The sequence below is a fragment of the Mesorhizobium sp. C089B genome, from assembly GCF_030323125.1.
Lineage (GTDB): Bacteria > Pseudomonadota > Alphaproteobacteria > Rhizobiales > Rhizobiaceae > Mesorhizobium.
Window position 1 is genome coordinate 4352279 of the sequence record NZ_CP100469.1, and the last position, 26256, is coordinate 4378534.

Below are 26256 nucleotides of genomic sequence, written 5' to 3' on the forward strand. Positions count from 1 at the left end.
TTTAAGCGAGACGCTAACCGACGCTGCCTGTATCCGGGATGAACACCGTTTCCGCCCGCTCATAGGACAATCGCACGCTGTCGCGGCCGTTCTTCTTGGCCTTGTAGAGCGCTTCGTCGGCGCGCCGCATCAGCGGCTCCAGCCCTTCGTCGCCGGTGCGCGCCGCGACGCCGAAGCTCGCGGTCACCCTGGTGCCCGGCGGCAACCCGTCGACACTGCCGGCCGAATAGTGCGTGCGCACGGCTTCGGCAAACAGCCGCGCCGTGGCAAGATCGCTCAGCGACAGAAGCACAGCGAACTCCTCGCCGCCGATGCGGCCGGCAACCGCACGCGTGCCGGCGGCCGCGCGAAGCTTGGCGGCGAAGTCGGCGATCACCTGGTCGCCCGCGGCATGTCCGTATTTGTCGTTGAGCGCCTTGAAGTGATCGAGATCGGCCAGCACCAGCGCGACCGGCACCTTGGTAACAGCGCAATGCTGCAGCACCAGCAAGGCGCGCTCCTCGAAACCCCTGCGGTTGAGCAGGCCAGACAGCGGATCGGTGTGCGTCTCGGTCTTCAGCGCCTTCATCACGTCGAGCGCAGCTGCCGAGAACAGGCAGAGCGCGATCAGCAACGACAGCAGCGCGTGCGTCAAAAGCGCCGTCGTCCAGTAGGACGAGCCATAAAACCCGTCATAGCTGGTGAACGGCCCGTGCGAGATGACGACGAGCAGCGTGCGGCCGATGAAGTTCAGCCCGGACAGCAGCGACAATACGAACAGGATTTTTTCCGTCGGGCCGTTCTTGCGCACGGCGCGCAGCTCGGCGGCGACCAGCAGGCTGAGGCCGCCAAAGCCGAAATTGATCGACAGGATGCGCCAAGTCAAGTCCGGCTGGACGAACAGGAACCAGCAGAATGCCACCATCCCGCCACCCGCCAGAATGCCGATCGCGATATAGGGCACGCGCCTGCCGTAGCGTGAGATGATCGCACCGACGAGGCAACAGGCGGCGAGCGTGAAGCAGAGGTTGGAGACCAGCTTGGTCAGCACCATGCCGCCGGGCAGCGTGAAATACTGCAGCAGGAAGCCGGGCGCGGACACGCAATAGCTCGTGCCGAGCACAGCCAGATAGGGCCGGTGGCGCTGATAGAACCACAGCACGAGGAACGCCGCGCCGAGCGCCAGCGCGATCGTCGGATTGAGCAGCGCTATGAACAGGCCGGTGTCCAAAGGACGGTGACTTCCCGCTTGACGTCAGGGAAGACCTTAGAGCGCAAGCCCCAACAAGCGGTTAAGCCGGGACGAATATGCAAGTCGCCACTCATGAAGCTGGTGCACGGAACCGGGACCTGAGGCCGGCGTTTCCTGACAGCAATCAAGGAGAAGTTGTTCATGGCCGACACGATCACGCTGACCGATCACGAAGCAATTCGCTCATGGGCCGCAGGGCGCGCCGGATTTCCGGCGATCGTCGATGTATCGCCCGAGACCGGAACGCAGCCGTTGCTGAGGCTCGTCTTCGGCCAGCACGCCTATCAGGACCAGGATCAGCCTGAACGCCCGGTCAACGCAGGCGGCTACGAGCTGGTCGAATGGGACGAGTGGTTCAAGATCTTCGACGAGCGCGAACTGGCGCTGGTGGTCGCGGCCGACGAACCCGGCAGCCGGGAGGAATTTCATGAAATCATCCGCCGTGCCGGCTAGGGCATATACCCCAAGGGTCTTAGAGCGGCGCGGTTTAAACAAAACCCCGAACGGTTTTGCCGTTCGGGGTTTTGCATACGCTCAGATCAGGCTTGAACCAGTCTGCGCTATTTCCAGTCGCGGATGTCGACGAAATGGCCGGCGATCGCCGCCGCCGCCGCCATGGCCGGCGATACCAGATGGGTGCGGCCCTTGAAGCCCTGCCGGCCTTCGAAATTGCGGTTCGAGGTCGAGGCGCAGCGCTCATGCGGCTTCAGCCGGTCGTCGTTCATGGCCAGGCACATCGAGCAGCCCGGCTCGCGCCAGTCGAAACCGGCGGCAATGAAGATCTTGTCGAGACCCTCGGCCTCCGCCTGTTCCTTGACCAGACCGGAGCCCGGCACGATCATCGCATCGACATGCGCACTCACCGTCTTGCCTTCGACCACCTTGGCCACCGCACGCAGATCCTCGATGCGGCCATTGGTGCAGGAGCCGATGAAGACGCGGTCGAGCGTGATGTCGGTGATCTTCGTGCCCGGCGTCAGCCCCATATAGTCGAGCGCGCGGATCTTTGACGTCCGCTTGTTCTCGTCCGTGATCTCTTCCGGATTGGGAACGACGCCCTGCACCGAAACGACGTCCTCGGGCGAGGAACCCCAGGAGACGATCGGCGGCAGCTTGGCCGCGTCGAGCACGATCACCTTGTCGAAATGCGCGCCCTCGTCGGACTGCAGCGTCTTCCAGTATTCGAGCGCGGCGTCCCACGACGCGCCCTTCGGCGCGCGCGGCTTGCCCTTGACATAGGCGAAGGTGGTTTCGTCGGCCGCGATCAGGCCGGCGCGCGCGCCGCCCTCGATCGACATGTTGCAGATCGTCATGCGGCCTTCCATCGACAGCGCGCGGATCGCCTCACCGGCATATTCGATGACATAGCCGGTGCCGCCGGCGGTGCCGATCTCGCCGATGATGGCGAGGATAATGTCCTTGGCGGTGACGCCTTCCGGTAACTGGCCATCGACACGCACCAGCATGTTCTTGGCCTTGCGCTGGATCAGCGTCTGCGTCGCCAGCACATGCTCGACCTCGGAGGTGCCGATGCCATGCGCCAGTGCGCCGAAGGCGCCATGCGTCGAGGTGTGGCTGTCGCCGCAGACGATCGTCATGCCAGGCAGCGTGAAGCCCTGCTCCGGCCCGATGATGTGGACGATGCCCTGGCGGATATCGTTCTCGGAATAATATTCGACACCGAAATCCCTAGCGTTCTTGGCCAACGCCTCAACCTGGATGCGGCTTTCCTCGTTCTTGATGCCGAACTTGCGCTCGGGCGAGGTCGAGACATTGTGATCGACCACGGCCAGCGTCTTTTCCGGATGCCGGACTTTTCTGCCGGTCATGCGCAGACCTTCGAAGGCCTGCGGGCTGGTCACTTCATGGACGAGATGGCGGTCGATGTAGAGCAGACAGGTGCCATCATCCTGGCGATCGACGACATGGTCGTCGAAAATCTTGTCGTAGAGGGTGCGCGGTGCGCTCATGTGCGTAAATCCGTCGATTTGCAAAAAGGGGAAGGGCAGACGCGCCGAAGCCTTCGGCCCGGCGAAAGCGGCTTAGCTAAGTTGGCTGGTGAGCGCGCCGGAAATGCGCGAAGAGAAACGCGACGGCAGGCGTTTTCTGTCCTGCAGCACGAAACCCTTATAGGCCGGATCGCCAAAAAGCTCTTCCATGGCGTGGCTCATACCAATGTTTTGGCTTTTCGGCAATTGCGGCGTGTTTTCGCTTCTCCCCTTGTGAGAGAAGGCGAAGAGGGCGGCGCTCAAAGCACCTCGAACACAAAAGTCTTTACCAACGCATCCGGCTCGGCGATCGCATAGCAGCGGAACCATGGGCTTTGCTCGGCCGGCCGCCATTTCCCGGCCCGCTCCAGCCCGTCGAACACGGCCTGGAAGCCGCCGCTGTCAAACACCTGGTCGCGCACGGTGAAGATGGCGTGGCCGCCTTTTCTGGTGATGCGGACAAGCTCGTGCAGGCCGGACGCCGGCGCATGGCTGATGGTGAACACGCCAGTCGAGAAGAAGGCGCGGAAATGCCCGTCTGGCCAGGGCAGCGGCCCGCCGAGCATTGCCTGCTTCAGATCGCCATAGGCATTGCGGCTGCCGGCGATCTTCAGCATGTCGTCGGAGAGGTCGAGCCCGGCAATGTCCTGATAACCCAGCGCCTTCAATGACGGGCCCGACAGGCCGGTGCCGCAGCCGGCGTCGAGCAGCGGGCCTTCACCCACCTTCACATGGCGCGCCACCCAGGCGGTGATCAGGAACGGCAGCAGATAGCCTAGTGAAGCGGTTTCGCCGTCATAGGTCGCGGCCCAGTCTGCATAGGCCTTGGCCAGCCCTTCCGGCGTGTCGGCCGAATAGACGGTACCCAGCGCCGCATTGGCCTTGTCGATCGTCATCGCCTGCATCCTCCGGAATCCTGTCCTCCGCGATCGTCGACTTCTATTCCTGCTGCGCCCGCCGAAGTCGCTGCTCCAGCCCCCGCAGCGCCAGCGACAGGCTGACGGTGAGGATGAGATAGATATAGGCGACGATCGAATAGGTCTCGAAGAAGCGGAACGAGCCGGCGGCGTAGATCTTGCCCATCTGCGTGATGTCGGCGACGCCGAGCACCGAGACCAGCGAGGAATCCTTGACCATGGCGACGAAGTCATTGCCGAGCGGCGGCAGGATGGTGCGGATCGCCTGTGGGAACACGATCAGCCGGAAGCGCTGCGTGCGCGTCAGCCCGAGCGCCTTGGCAGCCTCGATCTGGCCTTTCTCGACCGACTGGATGCCGGCGCGGAAGACCTCGGAGATGAAGGCGGAATAACCGATGGTCAGCGCCATGATTGCACGCCACAACAGCGACACGTCGCGCACCAAAAGCTCGCCGAGATAGCCGGCGTTTTGCAGCGGCGCGGTCAGCGCATTCCACGCAGTCACGAAGGCCGGCGCGCCGGCGAAGGCGATCCAGAACAACAGCACCAGGATCGGCACGCCACGGATGATCTCGACATAGAAACGAGCGATCTGCCTGAGCCAACGCGACCCCGACAGCCCCATCAGCGCAATGCCGAGCCCGATGGCGGAAGCCAGCGCGAAGGCGACCACGGTGACAAGAATGGTGATGCCGATGCCTTTGGCGACGGTGGCAAAAACCTGGGCGTAGAGATCGCTGGCGGCAATGCAGAGCGCAGCCACGATGGCGAGCGCGATCGCAGCGGCAAGCCACCAGGGGAAATCGGATTTTGGGGTTGAGGCGAGCATCAATGCCCAACGCTGGTGAACAGCTGCGCTCGCAAGATCTGCCGATCTCCCCCCTTGCGGGGGAGATGTCCGGCAGGACAGAGGGGGTGCTGTCCCTCCAACCTGTCAAACGGTTACAGTCACAACCTTTGGCCTCTTTGGAAAAGCTCAAAACAAAAGGGAGGCGATCCTTCACACCCCCCTCTGCCCTGCCGGGCATCTCCCCCGCAAGGGGGGTCAGCGGCCGTCGCGCCAAGACGGCCTACTGCCCCATCTTGTAGTCGAGAAACCACTTCTTGTTCAGCGCCTCGATCGTGCCGTCGGCCTTCAGCGCCGCGATCGCCGCGTTGACCGGCTTCACCAGGTCCGAGCCCTTCGGGAAGATGAAGCCAAAATCCTCGGTGCCGAGCGGGCCGCCGATCAGCTTGAGCTTGCCGCCGGAGGCATCGACATAGCCTTTGCCGGCGGTGCCGTCGGTCAGGACGACATCGACGTCGCCGGATTTCAGTGCCTGCACCGAAGCGCCGAAGGTCTCGAACTGCTTGATGCGCGGGTTCTGCTCATTGCCGTCGAGCACGCTGTAGACGGCGGTGTAGAACGGCGTCGTTCCGGCCTGCGCGCCGATCAACCCGTCCTTGAAGGCGGCGAAGGTCTTGGCGTCGGTGAAGCGGCTTTCATCGGCGCGCACCAGCATGAACTGCTCCGAACGCATATAGGGGTCGGAGAAATCGACCTTCTCCTTTCGGTCGTCCTTGATGGTGATGCCGGTCATGCCAATGTTGTACTGGTTGTCGGAAACCGCCTGGATCATCGCGTCCCAGGAGGTGTTCTGGTACTCCACCTTGAAGTTCAGCCGCTTGGCGATTTCGTCCATCGCGTCATACTCCCAGCCGATCTGCTTGCCGGTCTTGGCGTCGATGAACTGCAGCGGCGGATAGGCGTTTTCCGTCACCACCACGACCTTCTTGCCGCCGAGATCGGGCAGCGCATCGGCCGCCCATGCAGCGACGGGCGCGAGGAAACAGGCCGCGAGGGCGGCCAGCAGCAGCTTCGATTTGGTCATGACACGCTCCAGGATGAGAAGCCCGCTTGCAGCCGGGCTCGCATGAAAATCCAGGCGCGACTTTAGCCGTCCGCAGACGGCTTGCAAGCCGGTCCGGTGCTCAGCGTCCGGTGAAAGCGGATTCCAATGCCTTCAACCAACGCGGTTTTAGAACGCCCCGTGGTCGGAATTTATTCCGTGATTGCGCCGCCGGCAAACCAGGCCCCTCCTGGACACGGGAACCCGTCAGATGACGGATCAGGATGGTGACGTAGCCTCACGCAGCTTGGCGACAAATCCGGTCAAGGTCCGGTGCAGCGACTTCAGCTCCTCGACTTCCAGCGGCATGGCGCAGGCAAGGCCTGCGGATACGTCCTTGATGCGGGCGCGCAGCGCCTGGCCCTTGGCAGTCGGTTCGACCAGCACGCGGCGCTCGTCGGCCGGATCGCGACGGCGGGTGACGAGACCAGCCGCTTCCATCCGCTTGAGCAGAGGCGTCAATGTCGCCGAATCCAGCCCCAGCGCCTCGCCGAGTTCGCCGACCGTGCTCGGCGCATGCTGCCACAGCGCCAGCATCGCCAAATATTGCGGATAGGTCAGGCCGAGCGGGTCAAGCAGCGGCCGATAGAGCTTGGTCATCAGCCCGCTCGCCGAATAGAGCGCGAAGCAGAGCTGCTGGTCGAGGCGCGGAACGGCGATCCTCCCGGCGGTGTCCGCCGGGACTTCGCTGGCCCTGGTTTCGGTCTTCGTCGTCATGCTGCCTTTGCCGGAAGCGCCACGGTCGAAAGCGCCACCTCGACATTGCCTTTGATCGCATTGGAATAGGGGCAAATCTGATGCGCGGCCGATACAAGCGCTTCCGCCGCCGCCTGATCAAGGCCTTTGGTCTCGGCGGCCAGTGCGACACCAAGTTTGAAGCCTTCACCATTGGGAAGCAGGCTGACGGTGGCGCTCACCGCCGCATCGTCCAGCGGCAGCTTCTGCTTGCGCGCGACGAAGCGGATGGCGCTTTCGAAGCAGGCGGCATAGCCGACCGCGAACAGCTGCTCGGGATTGGTGGCGCCACCCTGTCCGCCGAGCTCCTTCGGCAAAGCGAGGTCGACCTTCAGCAGGCCGTCGCTGGTCTCGCCGTGGCCGGCGCGGCCGCCGGTGACGCGAGCCTGTGTGGTGTAGAGTGCCATGTCAGTTCTCCATTTTATTTGTACACTATCATTTAGTGTACAAGGTAATTCGAGTCAACAGCCATGGCCAAACTCTCGGCCGGCAATCGTTCACAGTCTGGTGAAACGAAAAAAGGCGGCCGAAGCCGCCTTTTCAAAATCCTTGGACCAGGTTTATTCGGCCGGGGTCGCTTCCGCGGCCTTTGCAGCCTCGTCGGCGGCCTTGGCGGCTTCGTCGGCGGCCTTCTTCTCGGCGGCTTCCTGCGCGGCCTTCTCGGCTGCCAGCGCCTGCACGGCGGCGATCTTCTCGGCCTCGATGCGGGCCTTCTCAGCGTTCAGCGCGTCGCGCTCCTCATCGTTCAGCTTGCGGGCGCGCACGCCGGTGTTTTCCGAAATACGGGCCGACTTGCCGCGACGGTCGCGCAAATAATAGAGCTTGGCGCGGCGCACCTTGCCGCGGCGCACGATCTCGACGCCTTCGACCATCGGCGAGTAGACCGGGAAAACGCGCTCGACGCCTTCGCCGTAGGAGATCTTGCGGACGGTGAAATTTTCCTGGAAGCCGGCGCCGGCGCGGGCTATGACGACGCCCTCATAGGCCTGGACGCGGGTGCGGGTGCCTTCGGTCACGCGGACCTGGACGCGCACGGTGTCGCCGGGCTGAAACTCGGGAAGCTTGCGCTTGGCTTCGATCTTGGCGGCCTGTTCGGCCTCGAGCTGACGGATGATATCCATCTCAATAGTCCACTTCTTGTTCTTCCGACAGTCAGAGCGTCCGACACTCGCCTTGCAGTTCCATGGACCGCTCGGCTATGCCCTTTGTCCCCGAGACATCTGTCTTCGAAACATTGGGCAGGGGCGACTACACCGTCATTGTTGACGGGTCCGGGAGATTTTTCTCGCCAGTACGGGCGGGCACATACAGCTATTTCACTGACTTGTCACGCCTTGGCCCTGTCTTTTTTGGTCGCATGCCACCACGCAATCGTCCAGTGCAGGGTTGCGCCGGCCCTTCAAGCTTCCTAATCCGGGAGCAGCACACTTGTCCGGCGGCCTCACAATGTCTGTTTTCGACGCAGTCCTGCTCTTCCTCGCGGGTTTTCTGTCAGGCGCCGTCAACGCCGTTGCCGGCGGCGGCACCTTCATAACCTTCGGCGCCATGACGCTGGCCGGCCTGCCGCCGATCGTCGCCAACGCCACGTCCTCGGTAACGCAGTTTCCCGGTTACATCACCTCGACGCTGGCTTACTGGACCGACATCAAGCATTTCTGGCGCGGCGCGCTGCTGCTTTGCCTGATCTCGGCTTTGGGCGCGCTGGCTGGTGCGCTCATCCTGCTGGCGCTCTCAAATCCGTCGTTCCGCGCCCTCGTGCCGTGGCTGCTGCTGGCCGCAACCGCCTTGTTCGCCGCCGGGCCGTGGCTGAAACCAACGCCGAAGCCTGGGCATGAAGCCACGGTCGGCTCTCTGGCCGGTTCGCTGGCGCAGTTCGCTACCGCCATCTATGGCGGCTTCTTCGGCGCCGGCATGGGCGTCATGATGCTGGCGACGCTCGGCCTGACGCAATCCGGCGACTATCACCGGCTGAACGCGCTGAAGAACATGCTGGCCGTGGTCATCGCCGCCGTTGCCATACTGGTCTTCGTTTCCGGCGGCGTTGTTGCCTGGCCTCAGGCAATCGTCATGATCCCCGGCGGCGCGCTCGGCGGCTATGCCGGCGTCTGGATCGCCAAGCGCGTGCCGCAAAACGCAGTACGCGGCTTCGTCATCGCCGTCGGCCTGTTTCTCGCCGTCTACTATTTTGCCAAGGGCTGAGCGGCGAGCAAATCCGGCTCCAGACCATAGTAAATGTCCAGATCGAGCTTGATGCCACGTTCGCCCAGCATTTGCAGAGTACCCGGGTAAATCCCAGACCTTGGTTTTCCTCGTCGAGCCAAACGCCGCAAAACATGTCGACCTTGAACCTCCGGACGAGATCGGCCCAGATGCCAAGGTCCGACGTGAGCGTCTTCAAGATGCTTGCAATCTGGTGATCGAGTTGATCGCCTTTGCCGGATTCAGAAGACAGCCTCCACAGCCCTTTCAGCGCGATGCGAGGTGGCTGACTTGGGGGATAGGTATGCAGGTCGCCTTTCCGAACGGCATAGGTCGGTTGGCCAGCCAGAAGCTTCGTGAGTTCGGCTGGATCAAGATCATCGCCGAAGAACCGTAGCGAAGCTGAACTCTGGCTGATCTCAGCCATTCTTGCCGAGCTCATTTAGCAAATCCGGCCGGCGCTCCCTGGTCAGCTTCTCGGACTCCGCACGCCGCCAGGCGGCGATCTTCTTGTGGTTGCCGGAGACCAGCACGTCGGGGATCGGCCTGCCCTCGAACTCCTGTGGCCGCGTGTAATGCGGGTGTTCGAGCAGGCCGTTCTCGAAACTTTCTTCCTCGCCCGACACCGCATTGCCCATGACGCCGGGCAACAGCCGCACCACGGCGTCGAGCAGCACAAGCGCCGCCGGCTCGCCGCCCGACAGGATGAAATCGCCGATCGAGACTTCCTCCAGCCCACGCGCCTCGATCAATCGCTGGTCTACACCCTCGAAGCGGCCGCAGACGATGACGGCGCCTGGCCCGCCAGCCAGTTCGCGCACGTGCGCCTGCGTCAGCGGCTTTCCACGCGGGCTCATCAGCAAACGCGGCCGCGGATCGCCCGCCGGCGACGTGTGGTCGATCGCCTTGGCCAGCACATCGGCGCGCATCACCATGCCGGCGCCACCGCCGGCCGGCGTGTCGTCGACGGTGTGATGGCGATCGCTGGCGAAGTCGCGGATCTGGATAGCTTCCAGCGACCATGTCCCGACTTCGAGCGCCCGTCCGGCCAGCGACAGGCCTAGCCCGCCCGGAAACATCTCGGGATAGAGCGTCAGCACCGACGCCTTGAACGTCACCGGTTGCCTCCGGCTTCGCGCGGCCCGCGCGGTCGGCCCTTCGCGTCGAAATCTTCTTCGCGCGGCGCGTCGCCATCCTCATCCTCGACAAGGCCGGCGGCTGCCGGGTCGACGCGGAGAAAACCTTCGGCGATCGAAACCTGAGGCACGGCGGCCTGGGTGAACGGGATCAGCACGCCTTTGCGCCCGCCGAGGGTAACGTCGAGAATGTCGCCGCCGCCGAAATTATGCACCGCCACCACCTTGCCGATGACCGCGCCCTTATCGTCGCGGACTTCAAGTCCGACGAGATCGGCGTGGTAGAATTCGTCCTCCTCGCCATCGTCGGGCAGCATCGAGCGGTCGACGAACAGCTCGGTTCCGGCCAGCGCCTCGGCGGCATTGCGATCGGCAATGCCCTTGAAGCGCACCACCACGACGGTGTTGGCGGGCCTTATGTCGGTGATCTGGAAAACGCGGCCGTCCTTGGCATAGAGCGGCCCATAATCGGCCAGCGCCATCGGCTCGCCAGTGAAAGTCTTCACCCGCAATTCGCCCTTGATGCCGTGGGCGGCGCCGATCACGGCCATTTGCACGGGGTTCTGGGGCTTCGACATGGCTGATATCCTTTGCCCTGCTCTAACGCCCTACCGGCGTCATTTCAATGACAGGTTCTTCACCGCTTCCTAACCCGGCTGCCTGACAATGGCGGCATGCAGGAATTTCTCATCCCGGCAAAACCCGACCTCCAGGCAGCGCGCGAAAGCTGGCTGAAGATGCTGGCGCGCGAGCGCCGGCTGGCGCCGGCGACCGTCGAAGCCTATGAGCGCGACACGCGCCAGTTCCTGCATTTCCTCACAGGGCATTGCGGCGGCTCGCCTGGTCTTTCCGACATCGCCACTCTGCGCCCGGCCGATCTGCGCGGCTTTCTTGCCGCGCGGCGCAACGCCGGCGCCGGCGCCCGCACGCTCGGACGCGGCCTCGCCGGCATCCGCTCGCTGCTGCGCTTCCTCGAACGGCGCGGTCTCGCCAATGCCGCCGGTGCCGCTGCGTTGCGCGCGCCGCGCCAGCCGAAATCGCTGCCCAAGCCGCTGACCGCCAGCGATGCCAAACATGTCGTGTCGGTGGAAGGCCAGCTGGCTGAAGAGCCCTGGATCGCCGCCCGCAACGCCGCCGTGCTGACGCTGCTTTATGGATCGGGCCTGCGCATTTCCGAAGCGCTGGGCCTCAGCGCCGCCGACCTGGCATCGGAAGCCGACACCGTGCTGCGCGTCACCGGCAAGGGTGGCAAGACACGGCTGGTGCCGGTGCTGCCGGTGGCGCTCAGGGCAATCGCCGAATACCGAAAACTGTGTCCCTACCATCTCGATCCCAAGGGCCTGCTGTTTCGCGGCGCCCGCGGCGGGCCGCTCAACCCGGCCATCGTCCAGCGCGACATGGCCAGGCTGCGCTCGGCGCTGAACCTGCCCGACACCGCGACGCCGCACGCGTTGCGCCATTCCTTCGCCACCCATCTGCTCGGGCGCGGCGGCGACCTGCGCACCATCCAGGAACTGCTCGGCCACGCCAGCCTGTCGACGACGCAGGTCTATACCGGCGTCGACACGGCAAGGCTGCTCGAGATTTACGAATCCGCGCATCCCCGCGCGTGACCACTGTATAAGTCCAGGACAATTTCCCCACGCCGGTTAACCGTTTCGCCGCTTTTCAGTCCTAGAACCGCACCATGAAACGCGCCCTTGCCATCGCCGACCGCGCCGCCCTTGTGTCGCTGAAGCTGCTCGTCGCGCTCAACGCCCTGTTTTTCCTGTCTTTCCTCATCGTGCTGCTGCTTGCCATGGGCAGGGCGCATGCCGAAACCCCGGCCTGCGCCGGCGCCGATCTGCTGTCGGCCCTGCAGAAGGAAGGCCCCGCCACCTATGCCAGGATCGAGACGGAAGCAGCAGCGACGCTGAACGGCAAGGGCCTGTTGTGGAAGCTGGAGAAATCAGGCGAAAAGCCATCCTTCCTGTTCGGCACCATGCACATGACCGACCCGCGCGTGACCACTCTGCCGCCGGCAGCCAGGAAAGCCTATGACGCTGCCGGCACCATCATCATCGAGACCACCGACGTGCTCGACAAGCAGAAGATGATGGAGGCCATGCTCAAGGAACCCGAGCTGATGATGTTCACCGACAACACGACGTTGTCGTCGCTGTTGTCGCCGGAGGATGCGGCGGTGGTGAACAAAGGGCTCGATGCGCGCGGCATTCCGCCGGCGAGCGTCTCCAAGATGAAGCCGTGGCTGCTGTCGGCCATGGTCGCGCTGCCGGTCTGTGAGGTCGCCCGTCAGGCAGGCGGCGCACCGGTTCTGGACGTCAAGCTGGCGCAGGACGCCAAGGCCTTGGGCAAGCCGGTGGAAGGGTTGGAGACCGCCGCCAGCCAACTGCGCGCCATGGCCTCGCTGCCGCTTGCGTTCCACATCAAGGGGCTGGTCGAAACCCTGAAGCTCGGCGACAAGATCAACGACATCAACGAAACCATGATCGTGCTTTACCAGCGCGGCGATACCGGCACCTTCTGGCCGCTGTTACGTTCGATCTCGCCCGACGAAGACGAGGACGCAGGTTACGCCGAATTCGACCAGACGATGATCACCGGCCGCAACAAGGTCATGGCCGACCATGCCGCACCTATCCTGGCCAAGGGCAACGCCTTCATGGCCGTCGGCGCCATGCATCTTCCCGGCCCCGAAGGCCTGATCGAGGATTTTCGCAAAGCCGGCTATACCGTCACCGCCGTCGACTGAGCGGCGCCCGTCTTGAATACCGAATCAGGTAAGGCCCGGCTCTGTCCGGTGCGCAACTGATTCGCAAAGCGAAGGCGGTTGGCCCTATTTTTGGCGGAAAAGGCCAGCTAAGCTCGTTCTACCTCGTTCGTGATTGATTTTGCGGGGGAAATACAGGCCAACAAGCGGTTGCGAATCAGAATTTTCCTGCGTTCGTCAATTTGAAGGCCTAGTATGAACCCGTTCAACGGTTGCGCGTTGAGGGGTGTTGATTGATGCTTTTCATCCACGGAGGACACTTTTATGGCGAACCCTAACGATCCAGCGCCCAGGTCGGGTGGTGGCAGCGGCTGGCTGATTGCGCTGGTCGTCGTCATCCTTGCGATTGTCGCGTACTATGTTTTCGGCAGAAGCGGCGAACATCCTGCGCCCGCAGAGCCGCCGGCAGCCAGCACACCGGCGCCCGCACCTGCACCGGCTGAGCCGATGAAGCCCGCCGAACCGGCTCCCGCACCAGCCCCTGCGCCCGCACCGGCTCCTGCGCCAGCCCCGGCGCCCGCGCCTGCTCCGGCGCCGAGCCCGTAATCTGGCCAACTGATCTGGCATCTTGCTTCCAACCCAAGAACGGCCCGCTGAAAAGCGGGCCGTTTTGTTTGGGGCACCTATCGGCGAGCGTCGCGATTCTTCACCGCCCCTCTGTGCTGCCGGACATCTCTCCTCAAGGGGGAGATCGGCTGTCTCACGAACAGCCCAGGTTAGAAACGTGAGAAACTTGAAGGCTCGCGACGCGGCGGTGAAGTCCAATCTCCCCCGTTGAGGGGGAGATGGCCGGCAGGCCAGAGGGGGGTGCTGTCCCTCCAGCGTTTCCTTAAATATGGATCGGCTTGAAGAACGTCGCCAGCGCCGCTTCCTTGACCGCTTCCGACATTGTCGGATGCGCGTGGCAGGTGCGGGCGAGGTCTTCCGAGGAGCCGCCGAACTCCATCAGCACCGCCGCCTCATGGATCATCTCGCCGGCGCCGAAGCCGACAATGTGGACGCCGAGCACGCGGTCGCTGGCTTTGTCGGCGAGGATTTTCACGAAGCCGTCCGTGTGCAGCATGGCGCGCGCCCGGCCGTTGGCGGTGAACGGGAATTTGCCGGTTTTGTAGTCGATGCCGGCCTTCCTCAGCTCTTCCTCTGTCTTGCCGACCGAAGCGATTTCCGGGCTGGTGTAGACGACGCTCGGAATGACGTCGTAATTCACATGGCCGGCCTGGCCGGCAATGGTCTCGGCCACCGCCACGCCTTCATCCTCGGCCTTGTGCGCCAGCATCGGACCGGCGATGACGTCGCCAATGGCGTAGATGCCGGCCACGTTGGTCCTGAGATGCCCGTCGGTCTTGACCCGGCCGCGCTCGTCGACCTCGACGCCGGCTTCTTTCAACCCGAGGCTGTCGGAACAGGCCCGGCGTCCGGTCGAGATCAGCACCGCGTCGGCCTCGATGGTCTCGGCCGCACCACCCCTGACCGGTTCGAACGTAACGGCGGCGCCCTTTTTGGCCTTGGTCACCCCTGTCACCTTGGTGCCGAGCTTGAACTCGAAACCCTGCTTGGAAAGCAGGCGCTGGAACTGCTTGGAGACCTCGCCGTCCATGCCGCCCAGGATGGTGTCGAGGAATTCGACCACGGTGACCTTGGCGCCGAGCCGTGCCCAGACCGAGCCGAGCTCCAGACCGATGACCCCACCGCCGACCACCACCAGATGTCCCGGCACTTTCTCCAGCGACAGCGCGCCGGTCGACGATACGATCACCTTCTCGTCGATGTCGACCTTGACGCCGGGAATGCCGGCGACATCGGAGCCCGTGGCGATAACGATGTTTTTCGTCTCGATCTCCTCGACCTTGCCATCCTCAGCCGACACCGACACCTTGCCGGCCGCGACCACCTTCCCGGTGCCGCGAAACGAGTCGATCTTGTTCTTCTTGAACAGGAAGGCGACGCCATTGACGTTGGCCGAAACGGTCGCGTCCTTGTGCGCCATCATCTTCTTCAGATTGAGTTTCGGCGCCGGTATCTCGACACCCAGCGCATCGAAGGAATGGCCGGCCTCGGCGAACATCTCCGAGGCATAAAGCAGCGCCTTGGATGGGATGCAGCCGATGTTCAGGCAGGTGCCGCCGAAAGTGGCGTTCTTCTCGACCACCGCGACCTTGAGCCCGAGTTGTGCCGCCTTGATGGCACAGACATAGCCGCCCGGTCCCGACCCGATGATAACGACATCATAAGCCATGTTCGTTTCCCTTAGCTTGGGGCTCAGCGGCCGCCGCTTACATTCAGGATTGCGCCCGTCGTGTAGGACGCTTCATCCGACAAAAGATAGAGAACGGCATGCGCGACTTCATCCGCCGTGCCGGCTCGTTTCATCGGCAGCATGTCGCGGAACCGCTCGACCCGGTCCGGCTGGCCGCCCGAAGCGTGGATCTCGGTGTCGATGATGCCCGGCCGTATCGCATTGACCCGCACGCCTTCGGTCGCGACTTCGCGCGCCAGTCCGAGCGTGAAGGTGTCGATCGCCGCCTTGGACGCGGCATAGTCGACATATTCGCCTGGCGAGCCGTGTAGCGACGCAGCCGACGAGATGTTGACGATGGCGCCGCCCTGGCCGCCATGCTTGCTCGACATGCGTTTGACCGCTTCGCGCGCGCACAGGAACGAGCCGATGACGTTGATGCGCATCATGCGCTCCAGCCGCGCCAGGCTCATCTCATCGACGCGCGCCTTGACGTCGACGACGCCGGCATTGTTGACCAGCGCGTCGAGCCGGCCATAGGCGCGATCGACGGCTTCGAACATGGCGACGATGTCGGCTTCGACGCCGACGTCGCCCTTGACGGCAAATGCCTCGCCACCCGCCGCCTCGATTTCGTCGACCAGCGCCTTGGCGGCAGCCTCGTTCGAGGCATAGTTGACCGCGACCCGGTAGCGCGCCTTTGCCGCAAGCCGGCAGGTGGCCGCGCCAATGCCACGACTGCCGCCGGTGACCAGAAGCACCTTCTTGGACGCGCTCATTCCTGGCAACCTTTCAGCAGAAACACGTCCCATGGCAGTTTTGAGAAACCGTTCGGGCCGAAGGCCGTCGACATCTGCAGCGACGGCCCGAGATCGGGGAAGATCAGGCTCTGCGGCGCGTCCGTGCCTTCCGCCGCCAGGAGCGCGATGTTGCCCTTGTCGTCGGCGCTGTAGATGACGCCATGCCAGACCGTGCAGGCGGCAAGCTCGTCACCGGTGACGTCGCCGGTCGGGCATTTGTACATCAGCGACCCTTGCGGTCGCGAAACACCGGATGTCCACATGACAATGCCGTCGAGAACGATGCCCTTGTCGAGCACCATCTTGAACGAGTTGGTGACGGTGACCGCATCCGTCGTCGGCCGGAAATCAATGCCGGCCTCGCTTTCGGCATCGCCATAGACAGCAAGCGCCAGCGGGCAGGCGGCATGCGCCTCGTAACCCGCTGCGAGAACAGCCAGCCCGGCCATAAATCCGATCATTGGCGAAGCGATGTTTGTCATGAATTGCTCGGGCTGCTCTCGCGGCCGTCGGCGTTTTCGAGCACCTCGAAATCGGTCATCAAGACCAGCGGCTCGCCGGCCGCATCCAGTCCCCAGAAGGAATAATAGTTCCCATCACCGAAGCCAGTGTCGAACATGGCTATATTAAGCGGATTTCCATCAACCGGATTATCCATGCGGAACTTGTCGAACGAGCATGCAACGTCAGCAAGATAGCTGTCGAGTTCCTCCTGCTTGGACATCAGCGTCAGAACCGACTTGTCCATGAACGAAGCAACATTATCATCGACAATAAATCCAGACTTCCAGGACGATGTGCCGACGTCGCGGACGAAGGCAGCCAACTCCCACCGCACCGGCAAGCCAGTGCCAAACCGCAATACCGCTGCAGCAACACGGCCTTGCGCCTCAAGCAACGTGACTGGATAGCATCCCGGCCTGACCTTACGGCTAAACACAGGCCGTTCCAGCCCGGTAATCAGTGGATCGCAAGCGATGATTTCGCCGGTCGGTAGCTCAAGCTCACCGATCGCGGTGACGATGATCTTCCGCTCCGCCATTTCGGCTTCGCTGAGAGCGAAGACACCGAGATTGCTGCTCGCCGGCGCCGAATCCCATTCAGTCGATGTCGCCGGCGGAGAGATGGCGGCGGAAGCCGCCGGCCGGGAACGCCTCAATACGCTACCCGCTACTCGACCGAGCTTGAACCCAAACCGCGCCAGCCAGCCGCTCATGACGGATCAGCTCCGATCACAAATCAAGCACCAGCCGTTCGGGATCCTCCAGGCTATCCTTGACGCGGACCAGGAAGGTCACGGCTTCCTTGCCGTCGACGATACGGTGATCGTAGCTCAGCGCCAAGTACATCATCGGCCGGATCACGATCTGGCCGCCGACCACGACCGGCCGGTCCTGGATCTTGTGCATGCCCAAAATGCCGGACTGCGGCGCATTGAGGATCGGCGTCGACATCAGTGAGCCGTAAACGCCGCCATTGGAGATGGTGAACGTACCACCCTGCATGTCGGCGACCGACAGCTTGCCGTCCCGCGCGGCGATGCCCAGCCGGCCGATATCCTTCTCGATCTCGGCAATCGACATTTGGTCGGCATTGCGCACCACCGGCACGACGAGACCCTTTTCGGTGCCGACGGCAACGCCGATATGGGCATAGTTCTTGAAGATGATGTCGGTGCCGTCGATCTCGGCATTGACCGAGGGGATTTCCTTCAATGCGTGCGTAACCGCCTTGGTGAAGAAGCCCATGAAGCCGAGCTTCACGCCGTGCTTCTTCTCGAAGATGTCCTTGTACTTGGTCCTGAGCGCCATCACCGCCGACATGTCGACCTCGTTGAAGGTGGTCAGCATGGCGGCGGTCGACTGCGCTTCCTTCAGCCGGCGCGCAATGGTCTGGCGCAGCTTGGTCATGCGCACGCGCTCCTCGCGCGACGCATCGTCGCCCGAAGACGGCGCACGCACGGCGACCGGAGCCGGTGCGGCCTTCGGAATTTCGGCCGGCTGCGACGGCGCGCCCTTGGAAATCGCGTCGAGCACATCGCCCTTCAGCACCTGGCCGCGCTTGCCCGACCCGGAAACCTGGTCGACCGACAGATTGTTCTCGGCGATCAGCTTCGCGGCAGCTGGCGCCGGCGGCATGGTGCGCGGCTCGACCGGCCCGGCGTCGCCGGCTATCTTGGCGGTCTCAGCCGCAGCCTGCCTGGTCGTGTGCGCTGCGTCCGGGCTCGAAGCCTGCGACACCGCTTGCGGCTTGGTCTCCTGCTTGGACGCCGGGGCGGCCGTGGCGACGCCTGCCGAGATCGAACCCAGCAACGCGCCGACGCCGACGGTCTCGCCTTCCTTGGCGGTGATCTCGCCCAGCGTGCCGGCGGCGGCGGCAGGCACCTCCACCGTCACCTTGTCGGTTTCGAGCTCGACCAGCGGCTCGTCGACGGCAATGGCATCGCCGACCTTCTTGAACCACTTGCCGATGGTCGCCTCGGTGACGGATTCGCCGAGAGTGGGAACGCGGATTTCGGTAGCCATTGTGCCTGTTCCGTTTCTTCTCTGTCTGTTCTATTCGCCGGGTTTGTTCTATTCGCCGAGCGCGTCTTCGAGCAGGGCGGCGAGCTGCGCCAAATGCTTCGACATCAAGCCGGTCGCCGGCGATGCCGCCGCAGGACGTCCGGTATAGCGCACCCGCTGGTGCTTGGCGTCGATATGAGCCAGCACCCATTCCAGATACGGATCGATGAACGACCAGGCGCCCATATTCTTGGGTTCCTCCTGGCACCACACCATCTCGGCATTGCGGAAGCGCGACAGTTCGGTGATCAGCGCCTTGGCCGGGAACGGATAGAGCTGTTCGACGCGCAAGAGATAGATGTCGTTGATGCCGCGCTTCTCGCGTTCCTCGTACAGGTCGTAATAGACCTTGCCCGAGCACAGCACGACGCGGCGGATTTTGGAATCCTTGGTGAGCTTGATCGCCTGGTTCTGCAACAGCTGGGCGTCGTCCCACAACAGCCGGTGGAACGAGCTTTCGCCCGAAATCTCCGGCAGCGTCGACACTGCCCGCTTGTGGCGCAGCAGCGACTTCGGCGTCATCAGGATCAGCGGCTTGCGGAAGTCGCGCTTCAGTTGCCGGCGCAATATGTGGAAGTAGTTTGCCGGCGTGGTGCAGTTGGCGACTTGCATATTGTCTTCGGCGCAGAGCTGCAGGAAACGCTCGAGCCGGGCCGAGGAATGTTCCGGCCCCTGGCCCTCATAGCCATGCGGCAGCAGGCAGACCAGGCCCGACATGCGCAGCCACTTGCGCTCGCCCGACGAGATAAACTGGTCGAACACCACCTGGGCGCCGTTGGCGAAATCGCCGAACTGCGCTTCCCAGAGCGTCAGCGCCTTAGGCTCGGCCAGGCTGTAGCCATACTCGAAGCCGAGCACCGCCTCTTCCGACAGCATCGAGTTGATGACTTCGTAGCCGGCCTGTGCGGCCGAGAGATTGTTGAGCGGGATGTAGCGGGTCTCGTCGCGCTGGTCGTAGAGCACGGAATGGCGCTGCGAGAAGGTGCCGCGTTCTGAATCCTGGCCGGAGAGCCGGATCGGATTGCCGTCGAGCAGGATGGCGCCGAAGGCCAGCGCCTCGGCCGTCGACCAGTCGATGCCTTCGCCGGAGTCGATCGCCTGGCGGCGGTTTTCGAGGAAGCGGATGATGGTCTTGTGCGCCTCGAAACCTTTCGGCACCTCGGTCAGTTTCTTGCCGATGTCCTTCAGCACCTTGACCGGCACGGCGGTCTTGCCGCGGCGCTGTTCGTCCTGGTTGTCGGCGGTGCGCAAACCAGACCAGGCGCCGTCCAGCCAGTCGGCCTTGTTGGGCTTGTAGTGCTGGCCGACTTCCCATTCGGACTCCAGATGGGCGCGCCAGTCGGCCTTCATCTTGTCGAGTTCGGCCTGGCTGATATGGCCCTCGGCGATCAGCCGGTCGCCATAGATCTGCACCGTCGTCTTGTGGTTGCGGATGTTGGCGTACATGATCGGCTGCGTGAAGGCCGGTTCGTCGCCCTCATTGTGGCCGAAGCGGCGATAGCAGAACATGTCCACCACCACCGGCTTGTGGAACTTCATGCGAAATTCGATCGCCACCTTGGTGGCATGCACCACCGCTTCCGGGTCGTCGCCATTGACGTGGAAGATCGGCGCCTCGATCATCTTGGCGACGTCGGACGGATAAGGCGACGAGCGCGAGAAGCGCGGATTGGTGGTGAAGCCGATCTGGTTGTTGATGATGAAATGCAGCGTGCCGGCGACGCGGTGGCCGCGCAGGCCCGACAGGCCGAGAATTTCCGCGATTACGCCCTGGCCAGCAAAGGCGGCGTCGCCATGCAGAAGCAGCGGCAGCACCTTGGCGCGCTCTTCCAGCGGCACGATCTCCTCGCGGCTGCGGCCGAACAGATAGTCCTGCTTGGCGCGCGCCTTGCCCATCACAACCGGATCGACGATTTCCAGATGCGAAGGATTGGCGGTCAGCGACAGATGCACCTTGTTGCCGTCGAATTCGCGGTCCGACGAGGCGCCGAGATGGTACTTGACGTCGCCCGAGCCCTCGACCTCGTCAGGAGCGGCCGAGCCGCCCTTGAACTCGTGGAAGATGGCGCGGTGCGGCTTGGCCATCACCTGGGACAGCACGTTCAGCCGGCCGCGATGCGCCATGCCGAGCACGATCTCCTTCATGCCGAGCTGGCCGCCGCGCTTGATGATCTGCTCCAGCGCCGGGATCAGGCCTTCGCTGCCATCGAGGCCGAAGCGCTTGGTACCCTTGTACTTGACATCGATGAACTGCTCGAAGCCTTCGGCCTCGACCAGCTTCTGCAGGATCGCTTTTTTTCCCGTAGCGGTGAAGGAAATCTCCTTGTCGGCACCCTCGATGCGCGCCTGGATCCAGGCCTTCTCCTCGGGGTCGGAAATGTGCATGAACTCGACACCGAGCGTCGAGCAATAGGTGCGGGTCAGGATCTCCAGCATCTGCCGGATGGTGCCGAATTCGAGGCCGAGCACATTGTCGAGGAAGATCGGCCGGTCGTAGTCGGCTGCGGTGAAACCGTAATTCTCCGGGGACAGCTCGTTATAGTCCTCAAGCGGCTTGGCGATGCCGAGCGGGTCGAGATTGGCATGCAGATGGCCGCGCATGCGGAAGGCGCGGATCATCATGATGGCGCGCACCGAATCGCGCGTCGCCTGATGCACGTCGGCATCCGACAGCACGACGCCATTGGTGACCGCCTTGTCCTTGACCTTCTTTTCCAGATGCTTCTCGACGATGCCCCAATTGCCGTCGAGCGCCGACACCAGTTCGCCATTGGCCTGCAGCGGCCAGGAGGGCTTTGCCCAGGAAGCGCCCTTGGCGTTCTTGCGCACATCGCCGGCGTCGTCCTTCAGCCCGGCGAAAAAATCCTGCCATTCGGGGTTTACCGACTCTGGATCATCCTCATAGGACGCGTACAGCGCGTCGATATAGTCGGCATTGCCGCCATAGAGGAAAGAGGTGAGCGAAAATTGGTCGTTGGCCTGATCTTGTCTTGCCATTTTTGTCCGCGGAGCCTGGCTCCGTCTCCTTTTCAAAAGCGAATAGTGAGTAGCGAATAGCGAGTAGGGATTTTTCCCGGGTCGCGCCGTTACTCTCTTTTCCCTATTCGCTATTCACTACTCGCTACTCACTTGGCCTTGATCGCCTCGACCAGCGTCGTGCCCAGACGCGCTGGCGATGGCGATACTTTAATGCCGGCCGATTCCATCGCCGCGATCTTGTCTTCCGCGCCGCCCTTGCCGCCGGAGATGACCGCGCCCGCATGGCCCATGGTGCGACCGGCCGGCGCGGTGCGCCCGGCGATGAAGCCCGCCATCGGCTTTTTGCGGCCGCGTTTGGCCTCGTCCTTGAGGAACTGCGCGGCGTCTTCCTCGGCCGAACCGCCGATCTCGCCGATCATGATGATCGACTTGGTCTCGTCGTCGGCGAGGAACATCTCGAGCACGTCGATGAACTCGGTGCCTTTGACGGGGTCGCCGCCGATACCGACGGCGGTCGTCTGGCCGAGGCCGACATTTGTGGTCTGGAACACTGCCTCATAGGTAAGCGTTCCCGAGCGCGAAACAACGCCGACCGAGCCTTTGCGGAAGATGTTGCCGGGCATGATGCCGATCTTGCATTCGTCGGGGGTGAGCACGCCGGGGCAGTTCGGGCCGATCAGCCGCGAGGTCGAGCGGTCGAGCCGCGCCTTGACCCTGACCATGTCCATCACCGGAATGCCTTCGGTGATGCAGACGATCAGCGGGATCTCGGCTTCGATGGCTTCGAGGATGGCTTCGGCGGCGCCCGTCGGCGGCACATAGACGACCGAGGCGTTGGCGCCGGTCTTTTCCTTGCCCTCGGCGACCGAGGCGAAGATCGGCAGGTTTTCGCCCTTGGCGCCGGTCCAGGTCTCGCCACCCTTCTTTGGATGGATACCGCCCACCATCCTGGTGCCGTGATAGGCCAGCGCCTGTTCGGTGTGGAACGTGCCGGTCTTGCCGGTCAGGCCCTGCACCAGCACCTTGGTGTTCTTGTCGATGAGAATGGACATCGGAGCCCTTTTCTAAAAACCGTTGATCGAGGAAGGCGAGACGCGCCGGTAGACGCCGCTCACCATGTCTTGCCAGCTGTCGCTGCCGGCAGGTTTGAAATGCAATCGCATGCGGTAGGCATCGGCATTGTCGAAAATATATGTGACCCGCGCGGAACCGCGCGGCGACGACCGATCAAGAGTGAGCTCGCTGCCGTTCCATGCGCCTGTGGCCGGCGAGGCCGGCACAAAGCCCATGGAATCGAACTGGTGCATGGTGACGAGGCTGTTTTGCTGATCGAATCCGAACACTGAGTGCGAGCCGAACGAGACCGTGCCGTCGCGGCGCTGGCGATAGCGCTGCACCACGAACAGGCCGCCGAACTGTGCCTCCCCCAGCACTTCCGACGTCGCCGGTCCACCATCGGCCCATTGTGTTTCCGCCACCTCTTCCTCGCCGCGCCACGCGCCGACCAGCGCCTGCAGGCGCTGGTGATCGGCCGAGAGCAAGGAGAACGCGTTCATGGGTCAGAGCCGCTTCAGGTCGGAGACGGTGAGGTCGCTCTTGGCGTTGCCGGTGTTGAGCGTCGTTGCCGGCTCGAACATCAGCACCACCGGCTCGGCGGTCAGCGACCGCGGCCGGTGCTCGACGCCCTTCGGCACGACAATGAAATCGCCCTCGCCGAGCTCGACCGGGCCGTCGCGAAAATCGATGGCGATCTTGCCCCGCAGCACGAGAAAAGCCTCGTCCTCATGCTCATGTGCATGCCAGTCGAAGGTCTCGCCGAACTTGGCGACCTTCGCCTGGCTGTCATTGACGTCGCCGGCGATATGCGGATCGAAGACCTTGGTGATCGTTCGATCCGCCGCCTCGACCAGGTTTATCTTGCGCGGAGGCATTCGCCTTCAGCCCTTCACCGCCGCCACGATCTTCTTGGCTGCGTCATCGAGATCGTCGGCCGACACCACGTTCAGGCCGCTGTCGTTGATGATCTTCTTGCCGAGCTCGGCATTGGTGCCTTCAAGACGCACCACCAGCGGCACTTCCAGGCCGACTTCCTTGACTGCGGCAATGACGCCCTCGGCGATGATGTCGCACTTCATGATGCCGCCGAAGATGTTGATCAGTATGCCTTTGACGGCCGGATCCTTGGTGATGATCTTGAACGCCGCCGTCACCTTCTCCTTCGACGCGCCGCCGCCGACATCGAGGAAGTTGGCGGGCTCGGCGCCGTAGAGCTTGATGATGTCCATAGTCGCCATGGCGAGGCCGGCGCCATTGACCATGCAGCCGATATTGCCGTCGAGCGCGACATAGGCGAGGTCGTATTTCGACGCCTCGATCTCCTTCTCGTCCTCTTCGGTGGTGTCGCGCAGTTCCATCAGTTCGGGGTGGCGGAAGAGAGCGTTGTTGTCGAACGACACCTTGGCGTCCAGCACGCGCAGGCGGCCGTTTTTCATCACGATCAGCGGGTTGACCTCGAGCAGGCTCATGTCCTTCTCGACAAAGGCCTTGTAGAGGATCGGGAACAGCGTGCCGGCATCCTTGGCGGCATCGCCGGTGAGGCCCAGCGCTTCCACCAATATGTCGACGTCGATGGTCGTCACGCCGGCCAGCGGATCGATGGCGCGGGTGATGATCTTTTCCGGTGTGTCGTGGGCGACGCCTTCAATGTCCATGCCGCCCTCGGTCGAGACGACGAAAGCGATGCGGCCGACCGAGCGGTCGACCAGGATCGACAGATAAAGCTCGCGATCGATGTCGGCGCCGTCCTCGATATAGAGGCGGTTGACCTGCTTGCCGGCGGGGCCGGTCTGCTTGGTCACCAGCGTGTGGCCGAGCATCTCATTGGCGTTGGCAACGACTTCGGCAACCGACTTAGCCAGCCGCACGCCGCCCTTTGCGTCGGGCGACAGTTCCTTGAACTTCCCCTTGCCGCGGCCGCCGGCATGGATTTGGCTCTTCACCACATAGAGCGGACCGGGAAGCGCTTGTGCCGCGGCTTCCGCTTCGCTTGCCTTGAACACCGGCACGCCTTCGGCCACCGGCGCGCCAAACGACTTCAGCAGCGCCTTGCCTTGATATTCATGGATGTTCATCTGGACGGTCTCCGGATCGGCTGCTTTGGGGGATTACTTCGAGGCGAGGTGCGGGGCGATCTTGACGCAGGCCTCGGTCAGGCCCTGCACCGTCGCCACCGAAGCGTCGAACATCTTCTGCTCGGCCTTGTTGAGGTCGATCTCGATGATGCGCTCGACGCCGCCGGCGCCGATGACAACGGGAACGCCGACATAGGTGCCCTTGACGCCATACTGGCCCGAGAGATGCGCAGCGCAAGGCAGCACGCGCTTCTTGTCCTTGAGGTAGGATTCGGCCATCGAGATGGCCGAGGCTGCCGGGGCGTAGAAGGCCGAGCCGGTCTTCAACAAGCCGACGATCTCGGCGCCGCCGTCGCGGGTGCGCTGCACGATCTGGTCGAGCTTTTCCTTCGAGGTCCAGCCCATCTTGATGAGGTCCGGCAACGGAATGCCCGAAACCGTGGAGTAGCGGATCATCGGCACCATGGAATCACCGTGGCCGCCGAGCACGAAGGCGGTGACGTCCTCGACCGAGACCTTGAACTCCTCGGCCAGGAAATAGCGGAAGCGCGCGCTGTCGAGCACGCCGGCCATGCCGACGACATGGGTCTTGGGCAGGCCGGAAAACTTCTGCAGCGCCCAGACCATGGCGTCGAGCGGGTTGGTGATGCAGATGACGAAAGCCTTGGGCGCGTATTTCTTCAGCCCTGCGCCGACCTGTTCCATGACCTTGAGGTTGATGCCCAGCAGATCGTCGCGGCTCATACCCGGCTTGCGCGGCACGCCGGCAGTGACGATGCAGACATCGGCGCCCTCGATCCCAGCATAATCATTGACGCCGGTCAGCCGGGAGTCAAAACCGTCGACCGGCGAAGACTGCGCGATATCGAGCCCCTTGCCTTGCGGAATGCCCTCGGCAATATCGAACAGCACCACGTCGCCGAGGTCCTTGAGGCCGATCATGTGAGCGAGCGTGCCGCCGATCATGCCGGAGCCGATAAGCGCTATCTTGTTGCGTGCCATGTGAGGAAATTTTCCCTTTGTCTGTGACGACGCCCAATCTCTGGTGATCTGGTTGACGGCGTCGAGGAAGAGGCCGGAATGCTGTGGTCTCAGCGAGATTTCGCCGCATCCAGTAGCCCTGGTGGAAAATATATTCAATCGATTATTTTCGAGTGAATAATTTCAATCGGTTAGAAACATTAGGCTTTACGTAAACGTCAAAGTTTGTAAGCCGACTTGAGAGATTTTACACAATGAACGTGGAAATCAGAAGACTATATCCAGGCGATGACGCCCTTGTGAAGCGCATCGCCGAAGACGTGTTCGATGAACCGGTACGGGCCGACAGACTGTCCGCCTACCTCGCCTCCTCAGGTCATATGATGATTGTGGCACTGGCCGATGGCGTCGTCGGCCAGTGTGCTGCCGTCATCCACCGCCACCTGGACAAGGTCAGCGAACTCTACATCGACGAGGTCGGCGTCTCACCCGCCTACCAGCGCCATGGCATCGCGCGAAAGATGCTCGACGCCATGTTCGCGCTCGGCCGCGAGCAGGGATGCGGCGAAGCCTGGGTCGGCACCGAACCGGACAATGTCCCAGCGCGCGCTTTATGAATCGCGCAAGGAGGTGCATGGGCCGGCGGAGTCGTTTGTGATGTATGTGTACGAGCTTTAGGCGTCGGCGGGACAGCGCCCCC

Annotated in this window: 28 protein-coding genes; 5 read left to right on the forward strand and 23 right to left on the reverse strand. The window is 63.1% G+C overall.

What is annotated here, in order from left to right:
- Window positions 1-13: 13 nt before the first annotated feature.
- Entirely contained in the window at window positions 14-1210 is a 1197-nt protein-coding gene (locus NLY44_RS21515; RefSeq protein ID WP_023698369.1) for a GGDEF domain-containing protein, read from the reverse strand.
- 162 nt (window positions 1211-1372) lie between these two features.
- Between NLY44_RS21515 and NLY44_RS21520 the strand changes: the two genes are divergently transcribed.
- Window positions 1373-1684: a hypothetical protein gene (locus NLY44_RS21520; protein WP_023670517.1), complete on the forward strand. Its 312-nt coding sequence runs from the start codon at window positions 1373-1375 to the stop codon at window positions 1682-1684.
- A gap of 107 nt (window positions 1685-1791) precedes the next feature.
- Here NLY44_RS21520 and leuC read toward each other — a convergent pair whose 3' ends face one another.
- The 8 genes from leuC to rplS form a co-directional block, all read right to left on the reverse strand.
- On the reverse strand, window positions 1792-3201 hold the full coding sequence (gene leuC, locus NLY44_RS21525) for a 3-isopropylmalate dehydratase large subunit (RefSeq protein WP_023670518.1): 1410 nt from the start codon (window positions 3199-3201) through the stop codon (window positions 1792-1794).
- A gap of 72 nt (window positions 3202-3273) precedes the next feature.
- On the reverse strand, window positions 3274-3483 hold the full coding sequence (locus tag NLY44_RS21530) for a hypothetical protein (protein ID WP_197031338.1): 210 nt from the start codon (window positions 3481-3483) through the stop codon (window positions 3274-3276).
- The gene (locus NLY44_RS21535; RefSeq protein ID WP_023806435.1) at window positions 3480-4115 is read right to left on the reverse strand and encodes a class I SAM-dependent DNA methyltransferase; all 636 of its coding nucleotides are present in this window, start codon (window positions 4113-4115) and stop codon (window positions 3480-3482) included. Before NLY44_RS21535 ends, NLY44_RS21530 begins: the two co-directional genes overlap by 4 nt.
- Window positions 4116-4158: 43 nt before the next feature.
- Window positions 4159-4965: an amino acid ABC transporter permease gene (locus NLY44_RS21540; protein ID WP_023737993.1), complete on the reverse strand. Its 807-nt coding sequence runs from the start codon at window positions 4963-4965 to the stop codon at window positions 4159-4161.
- Window positions 4966-5206: 241 nt separating this feature from the next.
- On the reverse strand, window positions 5207-6007 hold the full coding sequence (locus NLY44_RS21545) for a transporter substrate-binding domain-containing protein (protein ID WP_023687705.1): 801 nt from the start codon (window positions 6005-6007) through the stop codon (window positions 5207-5209).
- Window positions 6008-6244: 237 nt separating this feature from the next.
- Window positions 6245-6742 carry a MarR family winged helix-turn-helix transcriptional regulator gene (locus NLY44_RS21550; protein ID WP_023683877.1) on the reverse strand — a complete coding sequence of 166 codons (498 nt, stop codon included), beginning with the start codon at window positions 6740-6742 and terminating at the stop codon, window positions 6245-6247.
- On the reverse strand, window positions 6739-7167 hold the full coding sequence (locus NLY44_RS21555; RefSeq protein WP_023670524.1) for an organic hydroperoxide resistance protein: 429 nt from the start codon (window positions 7165-7167) through the stop codon (window positions 6739-6741). Before NLY44_RS21555 ends, NLY44_RS21550 begins: the two co-directional genes overlap by 4 nt.
- Before the next feature lie 153 nt (window positions 7168-7320).
- Window positions 7321-7881 (reverse strand): 50S ribosomal protein L19, encoded by a 561-nt coding sequence (gene rplS / locus NLY44_RS21560; RefSeq protein WP_023670525.1) that lies wholly within the window; start codon window positions 7879-7881, stop codon window positions 7321-7323.
- Window positions 7882-8206: 325 nt separating this feature from the next.
- On the opposite strand from rplS, the gene NLY44_RS21565 reads away from it, so the two are divergent.
- Window positions 8207-8959, forward strand: coding sequence for a sulfite exporter TauE/SafE family protein (locus NLY44_RS21565; protein WP_023683874.1), 753 nt, complete (start codon window positions 8207-8209; stop codon window positions 8957-8959).
- Here the strand turns inward: NLY44_RS21565 and NLY44_RS32995 are convergent.
- The 3 genes from NLY44_RS32995 to rimM are packed head-to-tail and all read right to left on the reverse strand — an operon-like array spanning window position 8910 to window position 10673.
- Window positions 8910-9401 (reverse strand): DUF4279 domain-containing protein, encoded by a 492-nt coding sequence (locus tag NLY44_RS32995; protein ID WP_353654442.1) that lies wholly within the window; start codon window positions 9399-9401, stop codon window positions 8910-8912. The genes NLY44_RS21565 and NLY44_RS32995 overlap by 50 nt on opposite strands.
- Window positions 9379-10077 (reverse strand): tRNA (guanosine(37)-N1)-methyltransferase TrmD, encoded by a 699-nt coding sequence (gene trmD, locus NLY44_RS21575; protein ID WP_023806437.1) that lies wholly within the window; start codon window positions 10075-10077, stop codon window positions 9379-9381. Before trmD ends, NLY44_RS32995 begins: the two co-directional genes overlap by 23 nt.
- Window positions 10074-10673 (reverse strand): ribosome maturation factor RimM, encoded by a 600-nt coding sequence (gene rimM, locus NLY44_RS21580; protein WP_023730247.1) that lies wholly within the window; start codon window positions 10671-10673, stop codon window positions 10074-10076. The genes trmD and rimM overlap by 4 nt, the downstream gene beginning before the upstream one ends.
- 96 nt (window positions 10674-10769) lie before the next feature.
- Between rimM and NLY44_RS21585 the strand changes: the two genes are divergently transcribed.
- Together NLY44_RS21585 and NLY44_RS21590 are read left to right on the forward strand one after the other, a co-directional pair.
- Window positions 10770-11708, forward strand: coding sequence for a tyrosine recombinase XerC (locus NLY44_RS21585; RefSeq protein ID WP_023747380.1), 939 nt, complete (start codon window positions 10770-10772; stop codon window positions 11706-11708).
- A gap of 74 nt (window positions 11709-11782) precedes the next feature.
- Window positions 11783-12847: a TraB/GumN family protein gene (locus NLY44_RS21590; protein WP_023694507.1), complete on the forward strand. Its 1065-nt coding sequence runs from the start codon at window positions 11783-11785 to the stop codon at window positions 12845-12847.
- An 847-nt stretch (window positions 12848-13694) separates the two neighbouring features.
- Here the strand turns inward: NLY44_RS21590 and lpdA are convergent.
- From lpdA to mdh, 11 genes are all read right to left on the reverse strand, one after another.
- Entirely contained in the window at window positions 13695-15101 is a 1407-nt protein-coding gene (lpdA, locus tag NLY44_RS21595; RefSeq protein WP_023805932.1) for a dihydrolipoyl dehydrogenase, read from the reverse strand.
- A 23-nt stretch (window positions 15102-15124) separates the two neighbouring features.
- The gene (locus NLY44_RS21600; RefSeq protein ID WP_023805931.1) at window positions 15125-15880 is read right to left on the reverse strand and encodes an SDR family oxidoreductase; all 756 of its coding nucleotides are present in this window, start codon (window positions 15878-15880) and stop codon (window positions 15125-15127) included.
- Complete coding sequence (locus tag NLY44_RS21605) at window positions 15877-16383, reverse strand: hypothetical protein (protein ID WP_023736766.1); 507 nt, start codon at window positions 16381-16383, stop codon at window positions 15877-15879. Before NLY44_RS21605 ends, NLY44_RS21600 begins: the two co-directional genes overlap by 4 nt.
- Window positions 16380-17117: a DUF4241 domain-containing protein gene (locus tag NLY44_RS21610; RefSeq protein ID WP_031251241.1), complete on the reverse strand. Its 738-nt coding sequence runs from the start codon at window positions 17115-17117 to the stop codon at window positions 16380-16382. Before NLY44_RS21610 ends, NLY44_RS21605 begins: the two co-directional genes overlap by 4 nt.
- Window positions 17118-17133: 16 nt before the next feature.
- Entirely contained in the window at window positions 17134-18426 is a 1293-nt protein-coding gene (gene odhB, locus NLY44_RS21615) for a 2-oxoglutarate dehydrogenase complex dihydrolipoyllysine-residue succinyltransferase (RefSeq protein WP_023670535.1), read from the reverse strand.
- Between the two features lie 48 nt (window positions 18427-18474).
- Window positions 18475-21462: a 2-oxoglutarate dehydrogenase E1 component gene (locus tag NLY44_RS21620; protein ID WP_023670536.1), complete on the reverse strand. Its 2988-nt coding sequence runs from the start codon at window positions 21460-21462 to the stop codon at window positions 18475-18477.
- A gap of 128 nt (window positions 21463-21590) precedes the next feature.
- The gene (gene sucD, locus NLY44_RS21625; protein ID WP_023805930.1) at window positions 21591-22496 is read right to left on the reverse strand and encodes a succinate--CoA ligase subunit alpha; all 906 of its coding nucleotides are present in this window, start codon (window positions 22494-22496) and stop codon (window positions 21591-21593) included.
- 12 nt (window positions 22497-22508) lie between these two features.
- Window positions 22509-23000 carry a DUF1579 family protein gene (locus NLY44_RS21630; RefSeq protein WP_023699238.1) on the reverse strand — a complete coding sequence of 164 codons (492 nt, stop codon included), beginning with the start codon at window positions 22998-23000 and terminating at the stop codon, window positions 22509-22511.
- Window positions 23001-23003: 3 nt separating this feature from the next.
- Entirely contained in the window at window positions 23004-23375 is a 372-nt protein-coding gene (locus tag NLY44_RS21635; RefSeq protein ID WP_023706740.1) for a cupin domain-containing protein, read from the reverse strand.
- A 6-nt stretch (window positions 23376-23381) separates the two neighbouring features.
- Window positions 23382-24575 (reverse strand): ADP-forming succinate--CoA ligase subunit beta, encoded by a 1194-nt coding sequence (gene sucC, locus NLY44_RS21640; RefSeq protein ID WP_023726041.1) that lies wholly within the window; start codon window positions 24573-24575, stop codon window positions 23382-23384.
- A 33-nt stretch (window positions 24576-24608) separates the two neighbouring features.
- A complete protein-coding gene (gene mdh, locus NLY44_RS21645; protein WP_023670541.1) occupies window positions 24609-25577 on the reverse strand; it encodes a malate dehydrogenase in 969 nt (322 codons plus the stop codon).
- Window positions 25578-25810: 233 nt separating this feature from the next.
- Between mdh and NLY44_RS21650 the strand changes: the two genes are divergently transcribed.
- Window positions 25811-26173, forward strand: a complete 363-nt coding sequence (locus NLY44_RS21650) for a GNAT family N-acetyltransferase (RefSeq protein ID WP_286454978.1) — start codon at window positions 25811-25813, stop codon at window positions 26171-26173.
- Window positions 26174-26256: the final 83 nt, after the last annotated feature.

What these genes read in the sequence shown, in the direction of transcription:
- mdh (WP_023670541.1), bottom strand. Translation starts at nt 25,577, where the DNA reads ATGGCACGCAACAAGATAGCGCTTATCGGCTCCGGCATGATCGGCGGC.
- NLY44_RS21610 (WP_031251241.1), bottom strand. Translation starts at nt 17,117, where the DNA reads ATGAGCGGCTGGCTGGCGCGGTTTGGGTTCAAGCTCGGTCGAGTAGCG.
- rplS (WP_023670525.1), bottom strand. Translation starts at nt 7,881, where the DNA reads ATGGATATCATCCGTCAGCTCGAGGCCGAACAGGCCGCCAAGATCGAA.
- NLY44_RS21630 (WP_023699238.1), bottom strand. Translation starts at nt 23,000, where the DNA reads ATGAACGCGTTCTCCTTGCTCTCGGCCGATCACCAGCGCCTGCAGGCG.
- NLY44_RS21550 (WP_023683877.1), bottom strand. Translation starts at nt 6,742, where the DNA reads ATGACGACGAAGACCGAAACCAGGGCCAGCGAAGTCCCGGCGGACACC.
- NLY44_RS21600 (WP_023805931.1), bottom strand. Translation starts at nt 15,880, where the DNA reads ATGAGCGCGTCCAAGAAGGTGCTTCTGGTCACCGGCGGCAGTCGTGGC.
- sucD (WP_023805930.1), bottom strand. Translation starts at nt 22,496, where the DNA reads ATGTCCATTCTCATCGACAAGAACACCAAGGTGCTGGTGCAGGGCCTG.
- NLY44_RS21520 (WP_023670517.1), top strand. Translation starts at nt 1,373, where the DNA reads ATGGCCGACACGATCACGCTGACCGATCACGAAGCAATTCGCTCATGG.
- NLY44_RS21605 (WP_023736766.1), bottom strand. Translation starts at nt 16,383, where the DNA reads ATGACAAACATCGCTTCGCCAATGATCGGATTTATGGCCGGGCTGGCT.
- NLY44_RS21535 (WP_023806435.1), bottom strand. Translation starts at nt 4,115, where the DNA reads ATGACGATCGACAAGGCCAATGCGGCGCTGGGTACCGTCTATTCGGCC.
- leuC (WP_023670518.1), bottom strand. Translation starts at nt 3,201, where the DNA reads ATGAGCGCACCGCGCACCCTCTACGACAAGATTTTCGACGACCATGTC.
- NLY44_RS21565 (WP_023683874.1), top strand. Translation starts at nt 8,207, where the DNA reads ATGTCTGTTTTCGACGCAGTCCTGCTCTTCCTCGCGGGTTTTCTGTCA.
- sucC (WP_023726041.1), bottom strand. Translation starts at nt 24,575, where the DNA reads ATGAACATCCATGAATATCAAGGCAAGGCGCTGCTGAAGTCGTTTGGC.
- NLY44_RS21545 (WP_023687705.1), bottom strand. Translation starts at nt 6,007, where the DNA reads ATGACCAAATCGAAGCTGCTGCTGGCCGCCCTCGCGGCCTGTTTCCTC.
- NLY44_RS21585 (WP_023747380.1), top strand. Translation starts at nt 10,770, where the DNA reads ATGCAGGAATTTCTCATCCCGGCAAAACCCGACCTCCAGGCAGCGCGC.
- NLY44_RS21650 (WP_286454978.1), top strand. Translation starts at nt 25,811, where the DNA reads ATGAACGTGGAAATCAGAAGACTATATCCAGGCGATGACGCCCTTGTG.
- NLY44_RS21540 (WP_023737993.1), bottom strand. Translation starts at nt 4,965, where the DNA reads ATGCTCGCCTCAACCCCAAAATCCGATTTCCCCTGGTGGCTTGCCGCT.
- NLY44_RS21555 (WP_023670524.1), bottom strand. Translation starts at nt 7,167, where the DNA reads ATGGCACTCTACACCACACAGGCTCGCGTCACCGGCGGCCGCGCCGGC.
- NLY44_RS21620 (WP_023670536.1), bottom strand. Translation starts at nt 21,462, where the DNA reads ATGGCAAGACAAGATCAGGCCAACGACCAATTTTCGCTCACCTCTTTC.
- NLY44_RS21590 (WP_023694507.1), top strand. Translation starts at nt 11,783, where the DNA reads ATGAAACGCGCCCTTGCCATCGCCGACCGCGCCGCCCTTGTGTCGCTG.
- lpdA (WP_023805932.1), bottom strand. Translation starts at nt 15,101, where the DNA reads ATGGCTTATGATGTCGTTATCATCGGGTCGGGACCGGGCGGCTATGTC.
- NLY44_RS32995 (WP_353654442.1), bottom strand. Translation starts at nt 9,401, where the DNA reads ATGAGCTCGGCAAGAATGGCTGAGATCAGCCAGAGTTCAGCTTCGCTA.
- NLY44_RS21635 (WP_023706740.1), bottom strand. Translation starts at nt 23,375, where the DNA reads ATGCCTCCGCGCAAGATAAACCTGGTCGAGGCGGCGGATCGAACGATC.
- rimM (WP_023730247.1), bottom strand. Translation starts at nt 10,673, where the DNA reads ATGTCGAAGCCCCAGAACCCCGTGCAAATGGCCGTGATCGGCGCCGCC.
- odhB (WP_023670535.1), bottom strand. Translation starts at nt 18,426, where the DNA reads ATGGCTACCGAAATCCGCGTTCCCACTCTCGGCGAATCCGTCACCGAG.